Here is a 19,518-nt window from a genome sequence, read left to right as displayed (position 1 = left end):
GCACCCAAACGATTGTCTGCTTCAATTAACTTTGAGCCTCACGCATGAGGCGTGGACGGCCGTTTTCAGGTGTTCGTCATCCCCCGCTTCTTGCAGACAAAAAAAGAGCCGCTTGCGCGGCTCTTTTTCGTTGCGGTTGGTGGCGTCGGAAAACCTCCGGGGATCAACCCTCCGCCGGTACCGCCGCAGGCAGCGCTTCCCGGCGTGGCGCGACCCACAGGCGGAACACGAACCATGCCAGGGCGACCGCGCCGACACTGAACAGCGTGTCCGAGGGAACCCGCATCCACACCAGCATGTCGACGATCGGCTGCTGCATGAACTCGGCCGAGCGGGCATACCAGTAGCCGTGCTTCAGCGCCGCGTTGAGCTGCAGGATGCCCAGCGGCAGCAGGGTGAACAGGGCCATGCCGGCCAGACCGATGTTGAGCGACCAGAACGCGGTCTTCAGCGGCTTCTCGTTCCACTGCACATCCGGCTTGAGGCCGCGCAGGCAGAACAGCATCAGGCCGATGCCGAGCATGCCGTACACGCCGAACAGCGCGGTGTGGCCGTGGGTCGGGGTCAGGTTGAGGCCCTGCATGTAGTACAGCGGCAGCGGCGGGTTGATCAGGAAGCCGAACAGGCCGGCGCCCACCAGGTTCCAGAACGCGACCGCGATGAAGAACAGGATCGGCCAGCGGTAGCGTTGCATCCACGGCGTGGCCTTGCCCATCTTGTAGCTGTGGTAGGCCTCGAAGCCGACGTAGGCCAGCGGCACCACTTCCAGCGCCGAGAAGCTCGCGCCGATGGCGATGACCGCGGTCGGAGTGCCGGTGAAGTACAGATGGTGCAGGGTGCCCAGCACGCCGCCGGCCATGAACACGATGGTCGCGAACAGCACCGCCACCGTGGCCGACTTGACCTGCAGCATGCCCAGGCGGGTGAACAGGAAGGCGATGACCGCCACCGCGAAGACCTCGAAGAAGCCTTCCACCCACAGGTGCACCACCCACCAGCGCCAGTACTCGACCATCGACAGGTGCGTGTGCTCGCCCCACATCAGGCCGGCCGCGTAGAACACGCCAATCGCCACGGTTGAGAGGAACAGCAGGGAGACGATGGAACGCGAATCACCGCCGTTGCGCATCGCCGGCCACAGGGCGCGGCCGACCAGCACCAGCCACAGGGTCAGGCCGACGAACAGGAACCATTGCCAGAAGCGGCCGAGGTCGACGTACTCCCAGCCCTGGTGACCGAACCAGAAGTTGTGCTTCAGGCCGAGCTTCTGCATCACCGCGAACCACTGTCCGGCAAACGCGCCGACCACGATGATCAACAGGCAGACCCACAGCAGGTTCACGCCCAGCCGCTGGAATTTCGGCTCATGCCCGGAAATCGCCGGGCCGATGTACAGGCCCATGCCCAGCCAGGCGGTGGCGATCCACAGCACCGCCAGCTGCGTGTGCCAGGTACGCGTCAGTGCGTACGGCAGCACGTCGGACAGGGCGAAGCCGTAGGCTTCCTGGCCTTCGACCTGGTAGTGCGCGGTGATCGCGCCGAGCAGGATCTGCACCAGGAACAGCGCGATGACCACCCAGAAATACTTCGCGGTGGCGCGCATCGACGGCGTGACCTTGATGTCGGCGAGCGGATCCCGCTTGGGCAGCACCGGCGCCAGTTCGTCGCCGTGGTTGACCGCGTAGTGCCAACCCAGCAGGCCGACGCCGGCGATCAGGAACAGCACGCTGAACACCGTCCACAGGAACGCGCTCGGCGGCGGGGTGTTGCCGACCAGATCGTCGGCCGGCCAGTTGGCGGTGTAGCTGATTTCGGCGCCCGGACGCTGGGTCACCGACGACCACGCGGCCCACCAGTAGAAGCCGGTGAGCTGGCGGCGATGCCCGGCGTCGGGCACGGTGTCGTTGCGCATGGCGTAGGCCTCGCGCAGTTCCACCATCGCCGGATCCTTGCCGAACAGCTGCTCGTAGTGCGCGGCGACCGTGCGGATGGCGGCGGCGCGATCCGCGTCCACCTTCACCGTGCCGGTGGCGGCATCGTAGGTGTTGGGACGCATCAGCGCCTGTACGCGTGTGGCGTACGCGGCCTGGGTGGGGGCGTCCAGCTCCTTGTAGCTGGCGACGCCGGCTTCCCGCTTGGCCCAGATGTCGAGGATGGCCTCGGCCTCGCGGTGCAGCCAGTCCGCGCCCCAATCGGGGGCGACATAGCCGCCGTGGCCCCAGATGGAGCCCAGTTGCTGGCCACCGATGGACTGCCATACCTGGCGGCCGGTCTCGATGTCCTTGCGGGTGTAAAGCACCTGGCCATCGGCATCGACCACCTGCTCGGGCAGGGGCGGCGCCTGTCGGTGGACCTCGCTGCCGACCCAGAGCAGGACGGCGAACGAGGCGATGAGCAGGGCGGCCAACCCTGCCCACAGCTTGCGTGTGGAATTCATGATGCGGGACTCCGTGGGAACCGCAGGCATGTTCCGCCCGCGTCCGGATCCCCTCCATGACCTACGTCAAGTCGATGGCATTCGCGTGCGCGCAGGCACGTCGCGCCGGGACGGCGTCAGTCGCGCAGCACCGTGGACGCCAGTTCGTGCAGGCGATCCATGTCCAGGATCTCCACGTCGCGCTGCTTGATGTGGACCAGTCCGTCGCGTTCGAACCGGCGCAGCACCCGGCTCACCGTTTCCGGCGCCTGGCGCAGGTAGTTGGCGATGTCGGTGCGCGACATGGTCAGCTGGAACCGGCGCGAGGAATAGCCGCGCGCGGCCAGCCGCCGCGACAGCCCGATCAGGAACGCCGCCATGCGCTCGTCGGCGCTGTTGTCGCGGGCGAACAGCGAGGCCACGCCGATGTCGTGGCTCATCAACCGGAACAGGTGCTGCTGCAGGTTCGGCAGGCGGGTGGCCAGCAGGGCGATCTTCGGGAACGAGAACCGGCACAGCATCACCGTGTCCAGCGCGATCGCGTTGCAGGGATAGCGATCGCCGTGGATCGCGTTGAGGCCGATCACCTCGCCGGGCAGGTGGAAACCCAGGACCTGCTCGTGGCCGTCGCGATCGACCTGGTAGGTCTTGACCGTGCCGGCGCGCACCGCGGCGATGGCGCTGAAGGAATCCCCCTCGCGGAACACGTGTTCACCGGGTTGCAGCGGGCCGACATGTTCGACCAGCACATGCAGGTCCATCAGCGCCCGCTTGTCCATGCCCTCGCTGAGGCAGGCCTGGGAGAACGCGCAGGTCGAGCAGAACGTCAGCGAATCGCCGTCGTCCGAAAGAATGGTGGCGTCGGTACGCGGGAAAACGACCGGCGAGCTCATGCGGACGTCCCGGATGAGGTCAGATGGTTCGCGAGAACCGCGTGGTCGCGGCCTCCGCGGCGGCGGGTAAGTATCTGTCGAAGCACATTGCGATGATACGCAACAGCAGGCGTCCACGCGAGGTGGCACGCACATCCCGAGGCCCCACCTCGACCAGACCGTCGGCCTGGAGCGGTTCCAGCCGCGCCAGCGCATCGGCGAAATAGTCGCGGAAGTCGATCACGTGGCGGCGCTCGATGGCGTCGAAATCGATGCGCCCGTGGCACATCAGCTGCTGGATGACGTCGGCGCGCAGCAGATCGTCCTCGTCCAGGCGCATACCGCGCCAGACCGGCAGGCGGCCGCTGTCGATCATCTGCTCCCAGCTGCCGATGTCGCGCGGGTTCTGGCTGAAACTGGCCCCGATGTGGCTGATCGCACTGACCCCCAGGCCGATCAGATCGCTTTCGGCGTGGGTGGAATAGCCCATGAAATTGCGATGCAGGTCACCGCGTTGCTGGGCCAGCGCCAGATCGTCGCCGGGCAGGGCGAAATGATCCATGCCGATGTAGACGTAGCCGGCTTCGCCCAGCTTGTCGATGGCGCAACGCAGCAGGTCCAGCTTCTGCTCGGGGGAGGGCAGTTCCTCGGCGTGGATGCGCTGCTGCGGGCGGAACAGCGCCGGCAGGTGCGCGTAGCTGTAGATCGCCAGCCGGTCCGGACGCGCCTTCAGGGTAATGTCGAGGGTGCGCGAGAAACCGGCCAGGGTCTGCCGGGGCAGGCCGTAGATCAAATCCACGTTGACCGAGCGCATGCCGTGGGTGCGGCAGGCGTCGATGATCGCCAGGGTGTCCTCGACGCCCTGCACGCGGTTGACCGCTTGCTGCACGTCGGGATCGAAATCCTGCACGCCCAGGCTGGCGCGGTTGAAGCCGGCGCGGGCCAGTTGGCCGACCTCGTCGGGGGTGATGAAACGCGGATCCAGTTCGATCGAGCAGTCGAAGCCGGCGCCCGAGGCGAACGAAAAGTGGCGGCGCAGGACGTCGACGACCTCGGTGATCTGGTCCGGCGACAGGAAGTTGGGGGTGCCGCCGCCGAAATGCACCTGGTTGACATCGCGATCGCGATCGAACAGCGGCGAGACCAGGGCGATTTCGCGGTACAGGCGGGTCAGGTAGGCGTCGCCACGGGCCTTCTCGCGGGTGATGATGCGGTTGCAGCCGCAATAGAAGCACGGGCTGGTGCAGAACGGGATGTGCAGGTACAGCGACAGCGGCCGCGGAATCGGATCGCCGTTGGTGATCGCCGCCACCTCGCGAAGTTCGGCTTCCTGGAACTGCGCCGAGAACTGCGGCGCGGTCGGATAGGAGGTATAGCGCGGCCCCGGCTTGTCGTAACGCCGGAGCAGTTCGGGGTCGAAGAGGGCGGAAAGTGCGGGCATGGGCAAAGGCTAGGGAGCGAGGCGCCGGGGCGCCTTGACCTGAATCAACCATCCGCCAGTTGGCCGCAACCCTTCAGCTATGTGAGGATGCGGCGTCCGCGCCATGGATGTCCGACCCTGCCGGTCGCCGCAATCCGGGCGCGGGAATCTCTTTCCGGGAGCGTGCGTGATCGGATACGAACAGGCCCTCGCCATTCTCCTGCGGGGGACGGCGAGGCTGGAAAACGAAACGGTGGCGGCCGGTGACGCCGTCGGCCGCGTGCTGGCCGCGGATGTCGCCGGTCCGGCGGCGCTGCCGCGATTCGACAACGCGGCGATGGACGGATTCGCCCTGGCGCTGCACGGACGAACGCCGCCCGCGGCCGGGCAGGAACTGCCGGTGCGCGGCTCGATCGCCGCGGGCGTCGTGGCCAGCGAAGCGGGCGAGGGCGCCTGGGAAATCATGACCGGCGCGCCGCTGCCCGCGGGCATGGACACGGTGGTGCCGGTGGAGCGCGTGGATGTCATCGCCGATGAGGGCGCGTGGGCGATGCCGGCCCGGATTCGACTGCGCGAAACCCCCGTGCCCGGCGCGAACGTCCGCCGCCGGGGCGAGGATGTCGGCGAAGGCGAGCGGGTGATGGCCGCTGCCGAAGTGGTGGGCGCGGCCCACGTCATGCTGCTGGCCGCGCTTGGCGTGGCGCGCGTGCCGGTGGTGCGACGGCCGCGCGTGGCCATCGTCGCGACCGGTCTGGAACTGGCCGGCAGCGATATCGCGGATGGCGCCCGCATCCATGACAGCAACACGCCATTCCTGCGCCTGCGCCTGCGTGCGGCGGGGGCCGAAGTGGTTGCCGAGGAACGCGTGGCGGATGATCCGGATGCGTTCGCCGCGGCGCTGGATCGGATCCGCGAACAAGCGGTGGATCTCGTGATCAGCACCGGCGCGGTATCGAAGGGGCGCTTCGATTTCGTGCCCGCCGGCCTGCGCGCGCGCGACGCCGACCTCCTGTTCCATGGCGTCGGCATCCGCCCGGGCAAGCCGCTGCTGGCCGCGCGGTTGCCGGACGGCAGGCTGCATGTCGGATTGCCGGGCAATCCGGCATCGTGCGCGGTGGGCCTGCGCTTCTTCGTCGAACCGGTACTGCGCGCGATGCTGGGCATGCCCATGGAACGTCCGCTGCGGTTGCCCCTGGCCGAGGCCGCCTGGCGTCGGCCCGGATTGCGCACGCATCTGCATGCGCGACTGGAGTGCGGCGCCTCGGGGCAACTGGTGGTGCGTCCGTTGCCTCGCCAGGAGTCGTTCCGCCTGCAGCCGTTCCTGGCCTCGCACGCCTGGCTGGTGCTGCCGCCGGCGGAAGCGGGTGATGGCCTCCTCGCCGCGGGAGATCCGGTGGACGTGCATGCCACCGGCCATCTCGACGCGTGGCCCTGGCGACGGGAGGGGTGAGCCGCACGGCATGGACACGACGATTCCAGTCTGGAACGGCATCGTGCTGGCCGGCGGGCGTTCCTCGCGGATGGGCCGGGACAAGGCGATGCTGCCGTGGCGTGGACACACCCTGCTGGATCACATGCGCGGGCGACTGCGCGAAGCCGGCGCGGCGCGGGTGGTGATCAGCGGCGCGTATCCGGATCCCGATGCCATCCCGGACGAGATCGGCGATGGCGGTCCCGCCGCCGCGCTCGCGCAACTGGCGCCGAAACTCGACGATGGCGTCTGGTTGCTGGTACCGGTGGACATGCCGTTGCTGGACGCCGCGCTGCTGGACACGCTGGCGGCATCGCGGGCCGACTGCGCGATCTTCGCCGGCCATCCGCTGCCGATGCGGATCGTGCTTGGCCCACGCAGCCGCGCGGTGCTGGCCGCGATGGCCGGCGAAGCCGCGTCGCGGCGTTCGCTGCGCGCCATCCACGAAGCGCTGGAGGGCGGCGTGGTCGCGGTGGACGGATGGCGGTCGCGATTGATCAACTGCAACACGCCGGCGGAATGGAACACACTGATCTCGGACACCGACGACTGACACGTCCAGGCACAAAAGTTTGTGCTAGGCTCGCTGCGCAGTTCGCCCAGCCATCAACCGCCAGGTGAGCATCATGGAGCATCCACCCCGCCAGGACGTCGCAGGCAAGGCCCGGGAACGCCTCGCCTTTCTGTTGTTGACCGTGGTCGTTTTTCCGCTGACCGCGGTCCTGATCGTCGCCGGCTACGGTTTCCTGGTCTGGATTTACCAGATGTTCGCCGGCCCGCCGACGGGGCCCTGAGCGATGGCCACGGTACGGACGATCTCGCGACGCGCACTGCTGTTCGGCCACGCCGAAGCGGAACGTTCCGCGCCGATGTCCCGTCACTCTTCCGTCCCGCCGGGCGCGACGCCGGTGCTGCGGCCGCCGTGGGCGCTGGCCGGCGGCGCCTTCGCGAATGCATGCACCGGATGCGTGGCCTGCGTGGACGCCTGTCCCGAACAGGTGCTCGTACTGCGCAAAGGCAAGGCGGTGTTCGATCCGGAGCGCGGCGAATGCACCTTCTGCCATGCCTGCGTGGACGCGTGCGTGCCAGGCGCGCTGCGCGATCCGCAGGATGCATCCGCGCCGTGGGCCTATCGCGCCCACGTGGACGATGCCTGCCTCGGCGCCCAGGGCGTGGTCTGCGCCAGTTGCCGCGATGCGTGCCCGCAATCCGCCATCCTGATCCCACCGGCCGCGCGCGGCGCCGCCCGCATCGATGCGGACGCCTGCAGCGGCTGCGGCGCCTGCGTGTCGGTGTGTCCGACCCACGCCATCCATCTGCAGCTTGCCCAGGAGACCGCCGCATGAGCGCGCCCGGCGACGACGAACTGCATATCGCCAGTTTCGTGATCCAGCATCGGCACGACGCCATGGCCGCGCTGGCGGCGACCATCACGGGACACGCCGATCTGGAGCTGGCCATTCCGGGGGAAACCCGCAGTGTCGTGCTGTGCGAATCCGCCGACCGTTATGCGGTGATGGATCGCGTCGAACAGCTGCGCTCGGTGCCGGGCGTGCTCAATGTATTGCTGGTGTACCACCACGCCGAGCCGCGCGATGCGCTGGAAGCCGAGGTGAACGCGCAGCCCGAATCCAACCTTGCCGGAGTCCAGTCATGAGCACACGCCGGGAATTCATCCGCAACAGCGCCGTCGCCACCGCCGCGGCGGCCGCCGGATTGCCGCTGGCGGGCGATGGCAGCAACCTGGTGACCGAAGGCGACCTGACCACGTTGAAGTGGGACAAGGCGCCATGCCGCTATTGCGGCACCGGCTGCGGCGTCAACGTGGCGGTCAAGAATGGCCGGGTGGTCGCCACCCACGGCGACGTCCACGCCGAAGTCAACCGCGGCATCAACTGCGTCAAGGGCTACTTCCTGTCCAAGATCCTGTATGGCCAGGATCGCCTGAGCATGCCGCTGCTGCGCAAGAAGAACGGCGTCTACGCCAAGGACGGCGAGTTCGAGCAGGTAAGCTGGGACGAGGCCTTCGACGTGATGGCCGCGCAGTTCAAGCGCGTGCTGAAGGAGAAGGGCAGCGACGCCGTCGGCATGTTCGGCTCCGGTCAGTGGACCATCTTCGAGGGCTACGCGGCCAACAAGCTGTGGAAGGCCGGCTTCCGCAGCAACCACATCGATCCGAACGCGCGACACTGCATGGCCTCGGCGGTGATGGGGTTCATGCGCACCTTCGGCATGGACGAGCCGATGGGCTGCTACGACGATATCGAGGCCGCCGACGCGTTCGTGCTGTGGGGTTCGAACATGGCCGAGATGCATCCGATCCTGTGGACGCGGGTGACCGATCGCCGGCTGTCGCATCCGCACGTCAAGGTGGCGGTGATGTCGACCTTCGAGCACCGCAGCTTCGAACTGGCCGACATCCCGATCGTGTTCAAGCCGCAGACCGATCTGGTCATCCTCAACTACATCGCCAACCACATCATCCGCACCGGCAAGGTCAACAAGGATTTCGTCAGCAAACACACCACCTTCAAGCGTGGCAACGACGACATCGGCTACGGCCTGCGTCCCGACAACCCGCTGGAGGTGAAGGCGAAGAACGCCAAGGACCCGAACGGCGGCGAACCCATCGATTTCGAGGCCTTCGCCCGTTTCGTCGCCCCGTACACGCTGGACAAGGCGGTGGAGATGACCGGGGTGGAGCGCGGCTGGCTGGAAAAACTGGCCGAGCTGTACGCGGATCCGAAGATCAAGGTCACCTCGTTCTGGACCATGGGCTTCAACCAGCACACCCGCGGCGTGTGGGCCAACAACATGGTCTACAACCTGCACCTGCTGACCGGCAAGATCGCCACGCCGGGCAACAGCCCGTTCTCGCTGACCGGCCAGCCGTCCGCCTGCGGCACCGCGCGCGAGGTCGGCACCTTCAGTCACCGCCTGCCGGCGGACATGGTGGTGACCAACCCCGATCACCGCAAGCATGCCGAGGAAATCTGGAAGATCCCGCACGGCATCATCAAGCCCAAGCCGGGCTATCACGCGGTCGAACAGAACCGCGCCCTGAAGGACGGCAAGCTCAACGCCTACTGGGTGATGGTCAACAACAACATGCAGGCGGCGGCCAACCTGCGCGAGGAAACCTGGCCGGGCTACCGCAATCCGCAGAACTTCATCGTCGTGTCCGACGCCTATCCCACCGTCACCGCGCAGGCGGCGGATCTGATCCTGCCGGCGGCGATGTGGGTGGAGAAGGAGGGCGCCTACGGCAACGCCGAACGGCGTACCCAGTTCTGGCACCAGCTGGTCAAGGCGCCGGGACAGGCGCGTTCGGATCTATGGCAGCTGATGGAGTTCTCCAAACGCTTCACCACCGACGAATGCTGGCCGGCCGAGCTGCTGGCGGCCAATCCGCAGTTCAAGGGCAAGACCCTGTTCGACGTGCTGTATCGCAACGGCAATGTCGATCGCTTCCCGGTGACCGACATCGAGTCCGGCTACGCCAACGACGAGGCGGCCGCCTTCGGCTTCTACCCGCAGAAGGGCCTGTTCGAGGAGTACGCCGCGTTCGGTCGCGGCCATGGCCACGACCTGGCCCCCTTCGACGCGTACCACAAGGCGCGCGGCCTGCGCTGGCCGGTGGTCGACGGCAAGGAGACCCGCTGGCGCTATCGCGAGGGCGCGGATCCCTACGTCAAGGCCGGCACCGGCTTCCAGTTCTACGGCAACCCGGACGGCAGGGCGGTGATCTGGGCCTTGCCCTACGAACCACCGGCGGAGTCGCCGGACGAGGAATACAACCTGTGGCTGGTCACCGGCCGCGTGCTGGAACACTGGCACTCCGGCTCGATGACGATGCGCGTGCCCGAGCTGTACCGCAGCTTCCCGGCCGCGGTGGCATTCATGAATCCGGACGATGCGCGCGAGCGCGGACTCAAGCGTGGCGACGAGGTGAAGGTGGTATCGCGGCGTGGCGAGATGCTGTCGCGGATCGAAACGCGCGGCCGCAACCGGATGCCGCCCGGGGTCATCTTCGTGCCTTGGTTCGACGCAGGCCAGCTGATCAACAAGGTCACCCTGGACGCGACCGATCCGATTTCCAAGCAGACCGACTACAAGAAATGCGCGGTCAAGGTGCTGGCCGTCTAGGAGGCTCGTCATGCGCAACAAATCGTTGCTGATCGCGGTGGGCCTGACCGCCGTCCTGGGCATCCTGGTGTTCGTGGCCGGCTGGATGTTCGGCAGCCATCGCGGCCCGGCGGAGGCGGGTGGGCCGGCCACCGCCGACAGCGTGGCGGCGCCCCCGGTGGACGCGTCGCCGCCCGGCGGCCAGATCGACGCCATCCGTCGCGGTGTGCCGATTGACCAGGAGGGCGCGCCGCCGCCGATGGCACGGGTGGAGAACGCCGACATCAAACGGGTACGCGCCTATCCGATGCAACCGCCGACCATCCCGCACGCGATCGACGGCTACCAGGTGGACAAGAACAGCAACCGCTGCATGCTGTGCCACGCTCGCGCCAATGCCGCCACCTTCCAGGCGCCCCCGGTCAGCGTGACCCACTACATGGATCGCGACGATCAGTTCCTCGCCACCATTTCGCCGCGGCGCTACTTCTGCAATCAGTGTCACGTGGTGCAGACCGACGCCAAGCCGCTGGTGGCGAACGACTTCCAGGACATCGACAGCGTCATCGCGACCACGCCGGCCGCGCCGGTCGCGCCGGTCGCGCCAGTCGCGCCGGCCAAGCAGGGGAGCGAATGAGCCATGTGGGAACGGATCAAGCAACGTCTGCTGCCCATCTGGCGCACCCTGCGCTCACCGAGCCGGCATTACAGCCTGGGTTTCCTGACGGTGGCCGGCTTCGTCGCCGGCATCGTGTTCTGGGGCGGCTTCAACACCGCGCTGGAGGCCACCAACACGGAAACCTTCTGCACCGGTTGCCATGAAATGCGCGACAACGTCTTCCAGGAGCTGAAGACGACCATCCACTACACCAACCGTTCCGGCGTGCGCGCGACCTGTCCGGATTGCCATGTGCCGCACAACTGGACCAATAAGATCGCCCGCAAGATGCAGGCCTCGAAGGAGGTCTGGGGCAAGGTGTTCGGCACGATTGATACCCGCGAGAAGTTCCTCGATCACCGGCTGGAGCTGGCGATGCACGAATGGGATCGGCTCAAGGCGAACGATTCGCTGGAATGCCGCAACTGCCACGACTATTCGTCGATGGATCTGACCCGCCAGGGATCGCGCGCGGCCCAGACCCACAAGCTGTGGCTGGGCACGCAGAAGAAGACCTGCATCGATTGCCACAAGGGCGTGGCCCACCATCTGCCGGACATGACCGGAGTGCCGCAGGGCTGAACTCCCCAGCCGCTGCGGCTTCCCCAGAACCGGAATCGATGATTGCCGCCGGACGGGTTACTTGCCGCCGCGACGGCGCTCTTCCTCGCGCATTTTCTTGCGCAGGAACAGGCTGACCCAGATGCCGATGCCGAACATGACGAGGCTGCCGCCGATGGCCAGCCAGCCGACCGGTTCCAGCAGGATTTCGCGAAGGATCGGATGCATGCGGCGTTTCCCCAGATGGACTGGGCGCAGGTTAGCGTGCTGGCGGCGCGCGGCATTGACTTGAATCAATGGGGATCCGGCCACGGGCGCGCGCGAAGAGCGCGTGCACGGCGATCCGGCCGGCCTGTGCGATAACGTGCGCAGGAGGAAAAAGACATGAGCGGTACCTACTCGCTTCTCATCTCGCCCGAGCACGCCGAACTGGTGCAGGGGGACGCCGGCGCCGATCCGGGAACGGGCTTCCGACTGGTCCACGAGCAGCTGCAGAAGGCCACGGGATCGCGCTGGTATTTCTATGCCGATCCGTCCCTCAGCAAGCCCGAGGCGTTGCGGCGCGCCCAGCAGTGGTACGACTCCAGCGGGCATCCGGACTGGCCCGGACTGGCCGAGCGGGCCTGAACGCCAGCGACCTCGACATGGCCTTCACCGGGTTTGCCACAGCTTGATGCGGATCACCCGAGGGACGGGAGTCATGCCGGAACGGCGCAGCCCCGACGCAGGCAGCCAAACCGCTCTGCTGGCGCTGGAGGACGGTATCCGGCGCATTCGCGATGCGCGCGCGGTCATGGCGTTCGCCGCCGAACACCTGGCCCGCCACCTGGGCGCGGATCGGGTCTGCTATGCGGAAATGGACAAGGCCGGCCAGCGCTTCGCGTTGCAGGTCGAACACACCAGCGGGCGCCTGCCGCCATTGACCGGCCAGCAGCGTCTGGATGCGTTTGGCCAGGACGTCGGCGACTCGATGCGCCGCGGCGACCCGCTCAGTTGCCCCGACACCCTGGCGCAGCCGGGATTGAACCGGGAGCAGCAGCGCACCTACCGGGACAGCGGTATCCGCGCGTACATCAGCGTTCCGCTGGTTCGCGATGGTGATTTCAAGGCGATCCTCGCGGTCCACCACGCCGAGGTCCGCGCATGGACCCCGATCGAACAGCAACTGGTGCAGGACGTCGGCGACCGGACCTGGGCCGCGGTGCTCCGGACCCGGGTGGCGGTGGAACTGCGTCGCAGCGAGGCGCGCTTCCGCCAACTGTTCGAATCCATCGATCAGGGTTTCTGCATCATCGACATTGCCTTCGACGCGGACGGCCACGCCAACGATTACCGGTTCATCGAGGTCAATGCCGCCTTTGCCCGCCATACCGGCCTGACCCACGTGGTGGGCCGCAGCATGCGCGAGGTCGCCGTCGACCTGGAGGCGGACTGGTACGAACCCTACGGCGACGTCGCGCGGACCGGACAACCGCGGCGCTTCGAGACGCAGGCCCTCGGTCTGGGCGGACGCTGGTTCGAGGTTTACGCCTTTCCGCTCGAGGGCATCGGTCATCAGGTCGGCGTCCTGTTCAGCGACATCAGCGAACGCCGCCGGATCAGCGAGGCGGTGCGCGAGAGCCAGGTGCAGCTGTCCGCCGTGATCGAGCATGTGCCGGTTGGCATCGGCCTGTTCGACACCGAGGGCAGATACCTGATGACCAACCCGCGCCTGCAGGAACTGGTCGGCGACGTGCTGCCCTCGCATGACCCGCGTTCGCGCTGGCGCGCCTACGATGCCGAAGGCAGGTTGCTGTCGCCGGAGGAGTACCCGAACTCGCGCGCCCTGCGCGGCGAAACGGTGCCGCCGACGGTGGACTTCCACAGCTATCTGGACGGCCGGGAACGCTGGATCGTGTTCGGCGCGGTACCGTTGTGGCGCGATGGCAAGGTGATCGGCGGGATCCTGGTCGCCCAGGACATCACCGAGCGTCGGCGGGTGGAAAGCGCGCTGCGCGAGAGCGAATGGCGACTCTCCACCCTCATCCAGGGCATTCCGCAACTGGTCTGGCGCTCATCCGATCGCGGCCACTGGACCTGGGCCAGCCCGCAGTGGGAGCAGTTCACCGGACAGCGCCAGGAAGCAGCCATCGGCCTGGGCTGGCTGGAAGCGATCCATCCGGAGGACCGCGACGCCACGCTGGAAGCGTGGGCGCAGGCCGGGGAAGCGGAAGTGATGGCGGTGGAACATCGCGTGCGCCATGCCGGAAGTGGCGACCATGTCTGGCATTCCACCCGCTCGCGGCCGCTGCGCGACCCGCAGGGACGCATCGTCGAATGGCTGGGCACGACCACCGACATCCAGCAATTCAAGGCCTTGCAGGCCCGCCAGCGCGAACTGCTGGAACAGCAGGCGGAACAGAACCGGCGCAAGGACGAGTTCCTGGCGATCCTGGCCCACGAACTGCGCAATCCGCTGGCGCCCCTGCGGACCACCCTGGAATTGCTGGTGGAGGCGGGCGACGCGCCGTTCGCGCGCTCGCTCATGCGCATGCAGCGGCAGGTGGATCATATGGTGCGCCTGGTCGAGGATCTGCTGGAGGTGTCCCGGATCACCCACGGCACCATCGAACTGCGGCGCGAGCAGCTGGATCTCAACGAAGTGCTCAATGTCGCGATCGATACCAGCCGTCCCTGGATCGAACAGGCCGGGCACGCGATGGACATCACGCTGGCGCCGCCGCCGTGCTGCCAGGTGGACGGCGACCCGGTGCGGTTGGCGCAGGTGTTCTCCAACCTGCTCAACAACGCCGCCAAGTTCACCCACGCGCCCGGCCGGATCGCGCTGGCATCGGTGGCGGAAGGCGATCGCGTGCGGGTCACCGTCACCGACAGCGGCGTCGGCATGCCGCCCGATCGCATCGGCGGGATATTCAACCTGTTCGCGCAGATCCGGCAGGAAAAACAGCACATGCGCAGTGGGCTGGGCATCGGCCTGACCCTGGTCCGCAGCATCGTCGAACTGCACGGCGGACGGGTGACGGCGCACAGCGACGGTATCGGGCAGGGCAGCCGTTTCGAGGTCGAACTGCCCCTCATTCCAGTGACAGCGCCGGGAGGCGAGGACATGGCGGACACGCGGATGGATGCATCGATCCGGCACCGGGTGATGGTGGTGGACGACAATCGCGACGCGGCCGACGCGATCGCCGAGTACCTGGAGTTCGCCGGGCACGAGGTCGCGGTCGCCTACGACGGCGAATCGGCGCTGGCGCGCTTCCCCGGGTTCGCGCCGGCGATGGTGTTGATGGATCTGGGCATGCCCGGACTCAGTGGCTTCGAGACCGCCGCGCGCATGCGCGCCCTGCGCGTGGAGGCGCCGCTGATTCTGGTGGCGCTGAGTGGCTGGACCCACGAGGACGACAAGCGCCGTTCACGCGAAGCGGGTTTCGACGTGCACCTGGCCAAGCCGGTGGAGGTGGCGACGCTGCGCCGCCTGATGGCCGAATACCTGGGCACGGCGTGAGCGGATCCGGTGGCGCCGTCGGCGGCTTTCACCCGTCGTAGCCATCGCGCCGCGACAATGGAGTCCCGTTCAAGGAATCCGCCATGGAATCCCAGGCCAGGCAGTTCGAACCTCCGCAGGGCGCGGGCCGGCGGCGCGGCCAGATCCTGTGCTTCCTGTTCCGCTACCGCAATTCCGGACTGTTCTCGGGACTGGACACCCGTCTGGAGGATGCCGACCTCAACGTGGCCGAAGGCACGCCACAGGAGCTGGCGCATGATCTCGAAGTGATCAGCGCGCTGCGCCGGGATCGCACGGCGCGATCACGCGAGGAACGCGCGCCGCGCTGAGTGCCCGCCGTGACCGCATTCCTGTACCTGTTGCCCTGCGCGGGCGAAGACCTGGTCAAGCTGGGCATTTCACGGGACCCGCTGGCGCGCGCGCGCAGCCTGGCGCCGCGCTGGTTCGAGTTCTTCGATCTCGAACGGGCCTGGCTGCTCCAGGCCGACGCCTTCGCCGAGGCGCAATCCTGGGAGACCGCGCTCAAGCGATCGCTGCGCCCGCACAACGCGCCCGCGCCCCTGTTGTCGGTGCGGGCGGCGGGCGGGCACGGCGAGTGGTTCCGTGGCGCCCACGAAGCCGTTCTGGGCTACATGGACGTGATGGCGGCCCGGGGATTCCCGCTGCATCCGGCGAAGCCCTGGCTGGGCGAGGCGTTGGCGCGCGGCAGCGATTCCCTCTACGGCTGGGCCGACGCGCTCTGGCAATCCATGCTCGCCACCGGCATCGAGCCTTCACTGCATCCGCTCGCACCCTCGCTGCGCGACGCCTGCGACGAACAGGCGGCATTCGCGCTGGGCGTGGAGGAACGCATGCCGGTGGAGGTGGTCCGCTGGTACCGCGGCATCCGCGGCTGAGCGGATCAGTCCGGCGCCTTGGCCGGCACGAACGGGGAGACCGGGTCGCTGGCCGGGAAGGTTTCCTCCAGGGCTTCGTCCTGATTCTCGCTCTCGTGATGCTTGCGCTTGCGTTCCTCGTGCGGCGTCTCGGGCGCGTCGCGGTTTTCTTCCGGCGCGGGCGGATCCTTGCGGTCGCGGTTCATGACGGTCTCCGCTGGGAGGACGTCGCCAGTGTGGCGCGGCGCGGGTGGTATCGGCGTGAACCCCGCGCGTTTCCGGAACCGGATTCAGTGCCGGTCGTGTTCGCCGGTACCGAACGGATCCGGATAGTCGCGTTCCGGATCCCGCTGGCCGGTGCCGCGCGGGACATCCGGCTGGTCATGCTCCTTCCAGCGCGCACGGTCATTGCGCAGGCGATCGGCGGTGTGCGCCTTCTGTTGGTCGCCGTGTGGATTCTCGCGCTGCGGAGGCGCGGATTTGTGTTTCATGGGGAACTCCCGGAGGTATCGGAGGAACGCCATGGGCCAGGCGCGGCGCTCCGCCGCGCCTGGCATGGTCAACTCGGTGCGCGCGCGCGACCCGGCCGTGCCACTCAGGCATCGGCCAGCAGCTCATGCGCCGTCTGCCGGGTGGACGACGTGGTCACCGCGGGCTCGCGGGCCGCCGGTCGCGGCATCGGGACGATCGGCGCCACCCGCCGTCGTTCGGCGGTTGCCAATACGCGCAGGCGTGAAATCCGGCTGCGCGCCCAGCGTGCGGACCAGCGCATGCCCGCGGCGACCGAACGCACCGCGACGTTGGCCTGCGGATTGAGCGGGTCATGCAACTGCACGCTCACCAGCCAGCCATCGCGGAGCGGGTGGATTTCCAGCACACGGCAGCCATCGACCAACAGGCGCGCACCCGTCCATGTGTCGTCGGATGTGGCTTCCACCCAGGTGAAGTCCGAAGGAAGCTTCATCGGCACGGCTTTGGTCATGGGATGCATCCTGTCTGTGGGGGATGCGGTTACATAGCAGATCACATGCCATCGGAAACTGACTGGAAACAACACCCCGAACGGTTGTTTCCAACGCGGTGGACGCAGCCGTTTCCGCATGCCGGAAAAAATTTCCGGCGAAGTGGAAAGCACGTGAAGAGAACGCGTTGGCATCGCGCTCACGAGCGTGTCCCTGATGTGCTTGTTCAGCTGAAGCGCGATGTTCGACCTTGCATCGACGTAACCGGGAGTGAACATGAAACGCGACGGCAGGAAACAGACGGCGGCGAGACGGCCGATGCGGATGCGCGGGACGAACTCGTGCATCCGACCCGGCCGCCACCCGCGGCGAGCGGATGCGACGGCAAGGCGGGAGACGAACTCGCGGATTGCGTGCGCGCCCGCGGTCAGCGCGAACGCGGCGCGGCGCCTCCGCCCTGACGCAGAAATTTCACGGGCTGCAGCATGTGCCGCCGGCGCGGCGCGTTGTCCGCGCCCTGCGCGGGCTCCACCGTTGGCACGGACATTGCGGAGCACGCTGTGGCCACGGCTTCGTCCGCGCGCCATTCCTTTCCAACAGAAGGCGACCCCATGTCCCGTTCCCCGTTGTCATCGAGCCCTTCCGCGATGAACGCATACGCCATGAACGCTTCCGCTTCCCCGCCACGCAAACCGGCACCGGAGCGCCGCGAGCCACGCGGATTCGCCGCGATGGATCCGGAGCGCCAGCGCGAGATCGCGCGCAAGGGCGGGCGCGCGGCGCACCGGAGCGGAAACGCCCATCAGTTCGATTCCGAGGAGGCCCGCGAAGCCGGCCGCAAGGGCGGCGAAGCCGTGAGCCAGGATCGGAGGCATATGGCGCGAATCGGCGCGCGCGGCGGCGAGGCCCGCGGGGCCAACCGCCGGCAGCAGGCCAGCGCCGAGGACACGCATGACGGGGAGGATGCAGGCGCCGGGCCGGATGACACCGGCGATGTGCCCCCCATGCGTCGGCACTGAACCTTCCGCCCGTGGACGTTGTGCGTCTAGCCGCCGTGGGCGGCGCCGGCGGGATGCACCGGCGGTGGGGCCGTGGTGGTGACCATCCGGTCCAGCAGCGCGCCGCACTGCACGACCGCCGCGTCGATCCGGTCCAGCCCGGCGCGCACGTCCTCGGGATGACCCTGGACAAGCGCCTGGCGCGCCACCGAATTGGCGTACAGGATCAGATTGAGTTCGTTGCGCAGTTCATGCTGCCAGTCAGACATCATCGCGCTTCCTGGCCAGGTGATTGTGCACGGTGCGCACGCTGATGCCGAGGCTGCGGGCGGTGGCGGTCTTGTCTCCACCATGAAAGGCCAGGGTCTTGCGCAGCATTTCCGATTCCATCTGGGCGAAGGTCATGCCCACCTGGAAGCGCACGCCCGCCGGATCGTCGTCGCCCGACGGACCGCGTCGCACCGGCTGCGACGGCACGGCGCGCACGTCATCGTCCTGGCTGCGCAGATAGGCCAGTTCCACCGCGCTGGCGAGTTCGCGCACGTTGCCGGGCCAGGCATGCGCCATCAGCGCCGGCAGGCAGCGTTCCTCCAGCCGCTTGCCCTGGCCGGTGCGGCGGTTGAGCCGGTCGATGAATGCGTTGGCCAGCAGCGGGATGTCCTGCCTGCGCGCGCGCAGCGGGGGAACTTCGATGGGGTAGCGCGCCAGGCGGAAGTAGAGATCCGGACGGAGATCGGCGCAGTCATTGCCGGCGAAGCGATGGGTGGCGGCGACCACCCGCACGTCGACGGGCACTTCGCCCTGGCCGCCGATCCGCTGGACCACACCGGTTTCCAGCGTCCGCAACAGATAGACCTGCAGCGCCGGCGGCATGTCGCCGATTTCATCGAGGAACAGCGTGCCGCCCTGCGCCTGTTCGAAGAAACCCAGGTGGCGGGCCGCGGCGCCGGTGAAGCTGCCACGCTCATGGCCGAACAATTCGCTGGCCAGCAGCTCGCCGGGCAGGGCGCCGCAGTTGACCGCGACGAAGCGACCGCTGCGACCGCTCTGCGCATGCAGCGCGCGGGCCGCCAGTTCCTTGCCACTGCCGGTCTCGCCAAACAGCAACACGCTGACCTCGTGCGGCGCGGCGCGGCCTATCTCCTGACGCAACGACTGCATCGCCGCGCTTTCGCCGAGCAGTCCGTCCGCCGCATCCTCGCGCAGCACCGCTTCGCGTGCCTGGTGCGACAGGCGGACATCGTCGAGCAACCCCATCAGGCGGGTGGGGGGCAAGGGCTTGGGCAGGTAGGCCGAGGCGCTGGACGCCACCGCGCGCCGCGCGTGTTCGATGTCGCTGCTGCCACTGACGAACACGATCTGACCCTGGTGCTGCACGGGAATGCGGTCGAGCACGTCAAATCCGGTGCCATCCGGAAGATGCATGTCGAGCAGGGTCAGATCGGGGTCGTGATGGGCCAGCCAGGGCGCGGCATCGGCGACGCGATGGAAGGCATGCGCGGTGAAGCCGCGGCGCCGGGCCAGGTCCAGGGTCATCGACGCGAATTCGGTGTCATCGTCGACGATGGCAAAGCATGGATTCGCCATGTTCACTCTCGTGGATCATCAGATCGGAAGCATCGCGGAATCGCTGTTAGGGCAACGCGAAGCGGACC

The 19,518-nt window shown here is 67.7% G+C and carries 23 protein-coding genes; 13 read left to right on the top strand and 10 right to left on the bottom strand.

The features are described from left to right. Window positions 1-163: 163 nt before the first annotated feature. The 3 genes from AC3DEZ_RS17015 to hemN form a co-directional block, all read right to left on the bottom strand. The gene (locus tag AC3DEZ_RS17015; protein WP_488389288.1) at window positions 164-2,437 is read right to left on the bottom strand and encodes a nitric-oxide reductase large subunit; all 2,274 of its coding nucleotides are present in this window, start codon (window positions 2,435-2,437) and stop codon (window positions 164-166) included. A gap of 116 nt (window positions 2,438-2,553) precedes the next feature. Next, the gene (locus AC3DEZ_RS17010; RefSeq protein WP_192198615.1) at window positions 2,554-3,309 is read right to left on the bottom strand and encodes a helix-turn-helix domain-containing protein; all 756 of its coding nucleotides are present in this window, start codon (window positions 3,307-3,309) and stop codon (window positions 2,554-2,556) included. Between the two features lie 19 nt (window positions 3,310-3,328). Further along, window positions 3,329-4,729, bottom strand: a complete 1,401-nt coding sequence (gene hemN / locus AC3DEZ_RS17005) for an oxygen-independent coproporphyrinogen III oxidase (RefSeq protein ID WP_488389287.1) — start codon at window positions 4,727-4,729, stop codon at window positions 3,329-3,331. Between the two features lie 166 nt (window positions 4,730-4,895). On the opposite strand from hemN, the gene AC3DEZ_RS17000 reads away from it, so the two are divergent. The 8 genes from AC3DEZ_RS17000 (at window position 4,896) to AC3DEZ_RS16965 (ending at window position 11,544) form a co-directional block, all read left to right on the top strand. Then, window positions 4,896-6,158: a molybdopterin molybdotransferase MoeA gene (locus AC3DEZ_RS17000; protein WP_488389286.1), complete on the top strand. Its 1,263-nt coding sequence runs from the start codon at window positions 4,896-4,898 to the stop codon at window positions 6,156-6,158. 10 nt (window positions 6,159-6,168) lie between these two features. Continuing rightward, window positions 6,169-6,732, top strand: coding sequence for a molybdenum cofactor guanylyltransferase (mobA, locus tag AC3DEZ_RS16995; RefSeq protein WP_488389285.1), 564 nt, complete (start codon window positions 6,169-6,171; stop codon window positions 6,730-6,732). A 73-nt stretch (window positions 6,733-6,805) separates the two neighbouring features. Beyond that, window positions 6,806-6,973 carry a periplasmic nitrate reductase, NapE protein gene (gene napE, locus AC3DEZ_RS16990; RefSeq protein ID WP_488389284.1) on the top strand — a complete coding sequence of 56 codons (168 nt, stop codon included), beginning with the start codon at window positions 6,806-6,808 and terminating at the stop codon, window positions 6,971-6,973. A gap of 3 nt (window positions 6,974-6,976) precedes the next feature. Beyond that, entirely contained in the window at window positions 6,977-7,525 is a 549-nt protein-coding gene (locus AC3DEZ_RS16985) for a ferredoxin-type protein NapF (protein WP_488389283.1), read from the top strand. After that, window positions 7,522-7,836 (top strand): chaperone NapD, encoded by a 315-nt coding sequence (locus AC3DEZ_RS16980; protein ID WP_488389282.1) that lies wholly within the window; start codon window positions 7,522-7,524, stop codon window positions 7,834-7,836. The genes AC3DEZ_RS16985 and AC3DEZ_RS16980 overlap by 4 nt, the downstream gene beginning before the upstream one ends. Then, window positions 7,833-10,325 carry a periplasmic nitrate reductase subunit alpha gene (napA, locus tag AC3DEZ_RS16975; RefSeq protein WP_488389281.1) on the top strand — a complete coding sequence of 831 codons (2,493 nt, stop codon included), beginning with the start codon at window positions 7,833-7,835 and terminating at the stop codon, window positions 10,323-10,325. The genes AC3DEZ_RS16980 and napA overlap by 4 nt, the downstream gene beginning before the upstream one ends. Before the next feature lie 10 nt (window positions 10,326-10,335). Beyond that, window positions 10,336-10,941 (top strand): nitrate reductase cytochrome c-type subunit, encoded by a 606-nt coding sequence (locus tag AC3DEZ_RS16970; protein WP_488389280.1) that lies wholly within the window; start codon window positions 10,336-10,338, stop codon window positions 10,939-10,941. 3 nt (window positions 10,942-10,944) lie between these two features. After that, window positions 10,945-11,544, top strand: coding sequence for a NapC/NirT family cytochrome c (locus tag AC3DEZ_RS16965; protein WP_488389279.1), 600 nt, complete (start codon window positions 10,945-10,947; stop codon window positions 11,542-11,544). A gap of 57 nt (window positions 11,545-11,601) precedes the next feature. On the opposite strand, the gene AC3DEZ_RS16960 is transcribed toward AC3DEZ_RS16965, so the two are convergent. After that, window positions 11,602-11,751: a DUF3149 domain-containing protein gene (locus AC3DEZ_RS16960; RefSeq protein WP_141452787.1), complete on the bottom strand. Its 150-nt coding sequence runs from the start codon at window positions 11,749-11,751 to the stop codon at window positions 11,602-11,604. 156 nt (window positions 11,752-11,907) lie between these two features. On the opposite strand from AC3DEZ_RS16960, the gene AC3DEZ_RS16955 reads away from it, so the two are divergent. From AC3DEZ_RS16955 to AC3DEZ_RS16940, 4 genes are all read left to right on the top strand, one after another. Further along, window positions 11,908-12,150 (top strand): hypothetical protein, encoded by a 243-nt coding sequence (locus AC3DEZ_RS16955; RefSeq protein WP_488389278.1) that lies wholly within the window; start codon window positions 11,908-11,910, stop codon window positions 12,148-12,150. Between the two features lie 73 nt (window positions 12,151-12,223). After that, window positions 12,224-15,028, top strand: coding sequence for a PAS domain-containing protein (locus tag AC3DEZ_RS16950; protein ID WP_488389277.1), 2,805 nt, complete (start codon window positions 12,224-12,226; stop codon window positions 15,026-15,028). 83 nt (window positions 15,029-15,111) lie between these two features. Next, a complete protein-coding gene (locus AC3DEZ_RS16945; RefSeq protein WP_488389276.1) occupies window positions 15,112-15,357 on the top strand; it encodes a hypothetical protein in 246 nt (81 codons plus the stop codon). Between the two features lie 9 nt (window positions 15,358-15,366). Then, window positions 15,367-15,924: a GIY-YIG nuclease family protein gene (locus AC3DEZ_RS16940; RefSeq protein WP_488389275.1), complete on the top strand. Its 558-nt coding sequence runs from the start codon at window positions 15,367-15,369 to the stop codon at window positions 15,922-15,924. Between the two features lie 5 nt (window positions 15,925-15,929). Here AC3DEZ_RS16940 and AC3DEZ_RS16935 read toward each other — a convergent pair whose 3' ends face one another. The 4 genes from AC3DEZ_RS16935 to AC3DEZ_RS16920 form a co-directional block, all read right to left on the bottom strand. After that, a complete protein-coding gene (locus AC3DEZ_RS16935) occupies window positions 15,930-16,109 on the bottom strand; it encodes a hypothetical protein (RefSeq protein WP_488389274.1) in 180 nt (59 codons plus the stop codon). 84 nt (window positions 16,110-16,193) lie between these two features. Then, window positions 16,194-16,394, bottom strand: a complete 201-nt coding sequence (locus AC3DEZ_RS16930; RefSeq protein ID WP_488389273.1) for a hypothetical protein — start codon at window positions 16,392-16,394, stop codon at window positions 16,194-16,196. A 104-nt stretch (window positions 16,395-16,498) separates the two neighbouring features. Then, entirely contained in the window at window positions 16,499-16,885 is a 387-nt protein-coding gene (locus AC3DEZ_RS16925; RefSeq protein WP_488389272.1) for a hypothetical protein, read from the bottom strand. 407 nt (window positions 16,886-17,292) lie between these two features. Beyond that, entirely contained in the window at window positions 17,293-17,529 is a 237-nt protein-coding gene (locus AC3DEZ_RS16920) for a hypothetical protein (RefSeq protein ID WP_488389271.1), read from the bottom strand. A gap of 67 nt (window positions 17,530-17,596) precedes the next feature. Between AC3DEZ_RS16920 and AC3DEZ_RS16915 the strand changes: the two genes are divergently transcribed. Continuing rightward, window positions 17,597-17,884 carry a KGG domain-containing protein gene (locus AC3DEZ_RS16915; protein WP_488389270.1) on the top strand — a complete coding sequence of 96 codons (288 nt, stop codon included), beginning with the start codon at window positions 17,597-17,599 and terminating at the stop codon, window positions 17,882-17,884. Between the two features lie 26 nt (window positions 17,885-17,910). On the opposite strand, the gene AC3DEZ_RS16910 is transcribed toward AC3DEZ_RS16915, so the two are convergent. Then, window positions 17,911-18,132, bottom strand: coding sequence for a hypothetical protein (locus tag AC3DEZ_RS16910; RefSeq protein WP_488389269.1), 222 nt, complete (start codon window positions 18,130-18,132; stop codon window positions 17,911-17,913). Continuing rightward, window positions 18,125-19,450, bottom strand: coding sequence for a sigma-54-dependent transcriptional regulator (locus tag AC3DEZ_RS16905; RefSeq protein ID WP_488389268.1), 1,326 nt, complete (start codon window positions 19,448-19,450; stop codon window positions 18,125-18,127). The genes AC3DEZ_RS16910 and AC3DEZ_RS16905 overlap by 8 nt, the downstream gene beginning before the upstream one ends. Between the last annotated feature and the right edge of the window lie 68 nt (window positions 19,451-19,518).

The organism is Pseudoxanthomonas sp. 134C1 (assembly GCF_057773065.1).
This window is presented reverse-complemented; position numbering and strand designations above follow the sequence as displayed.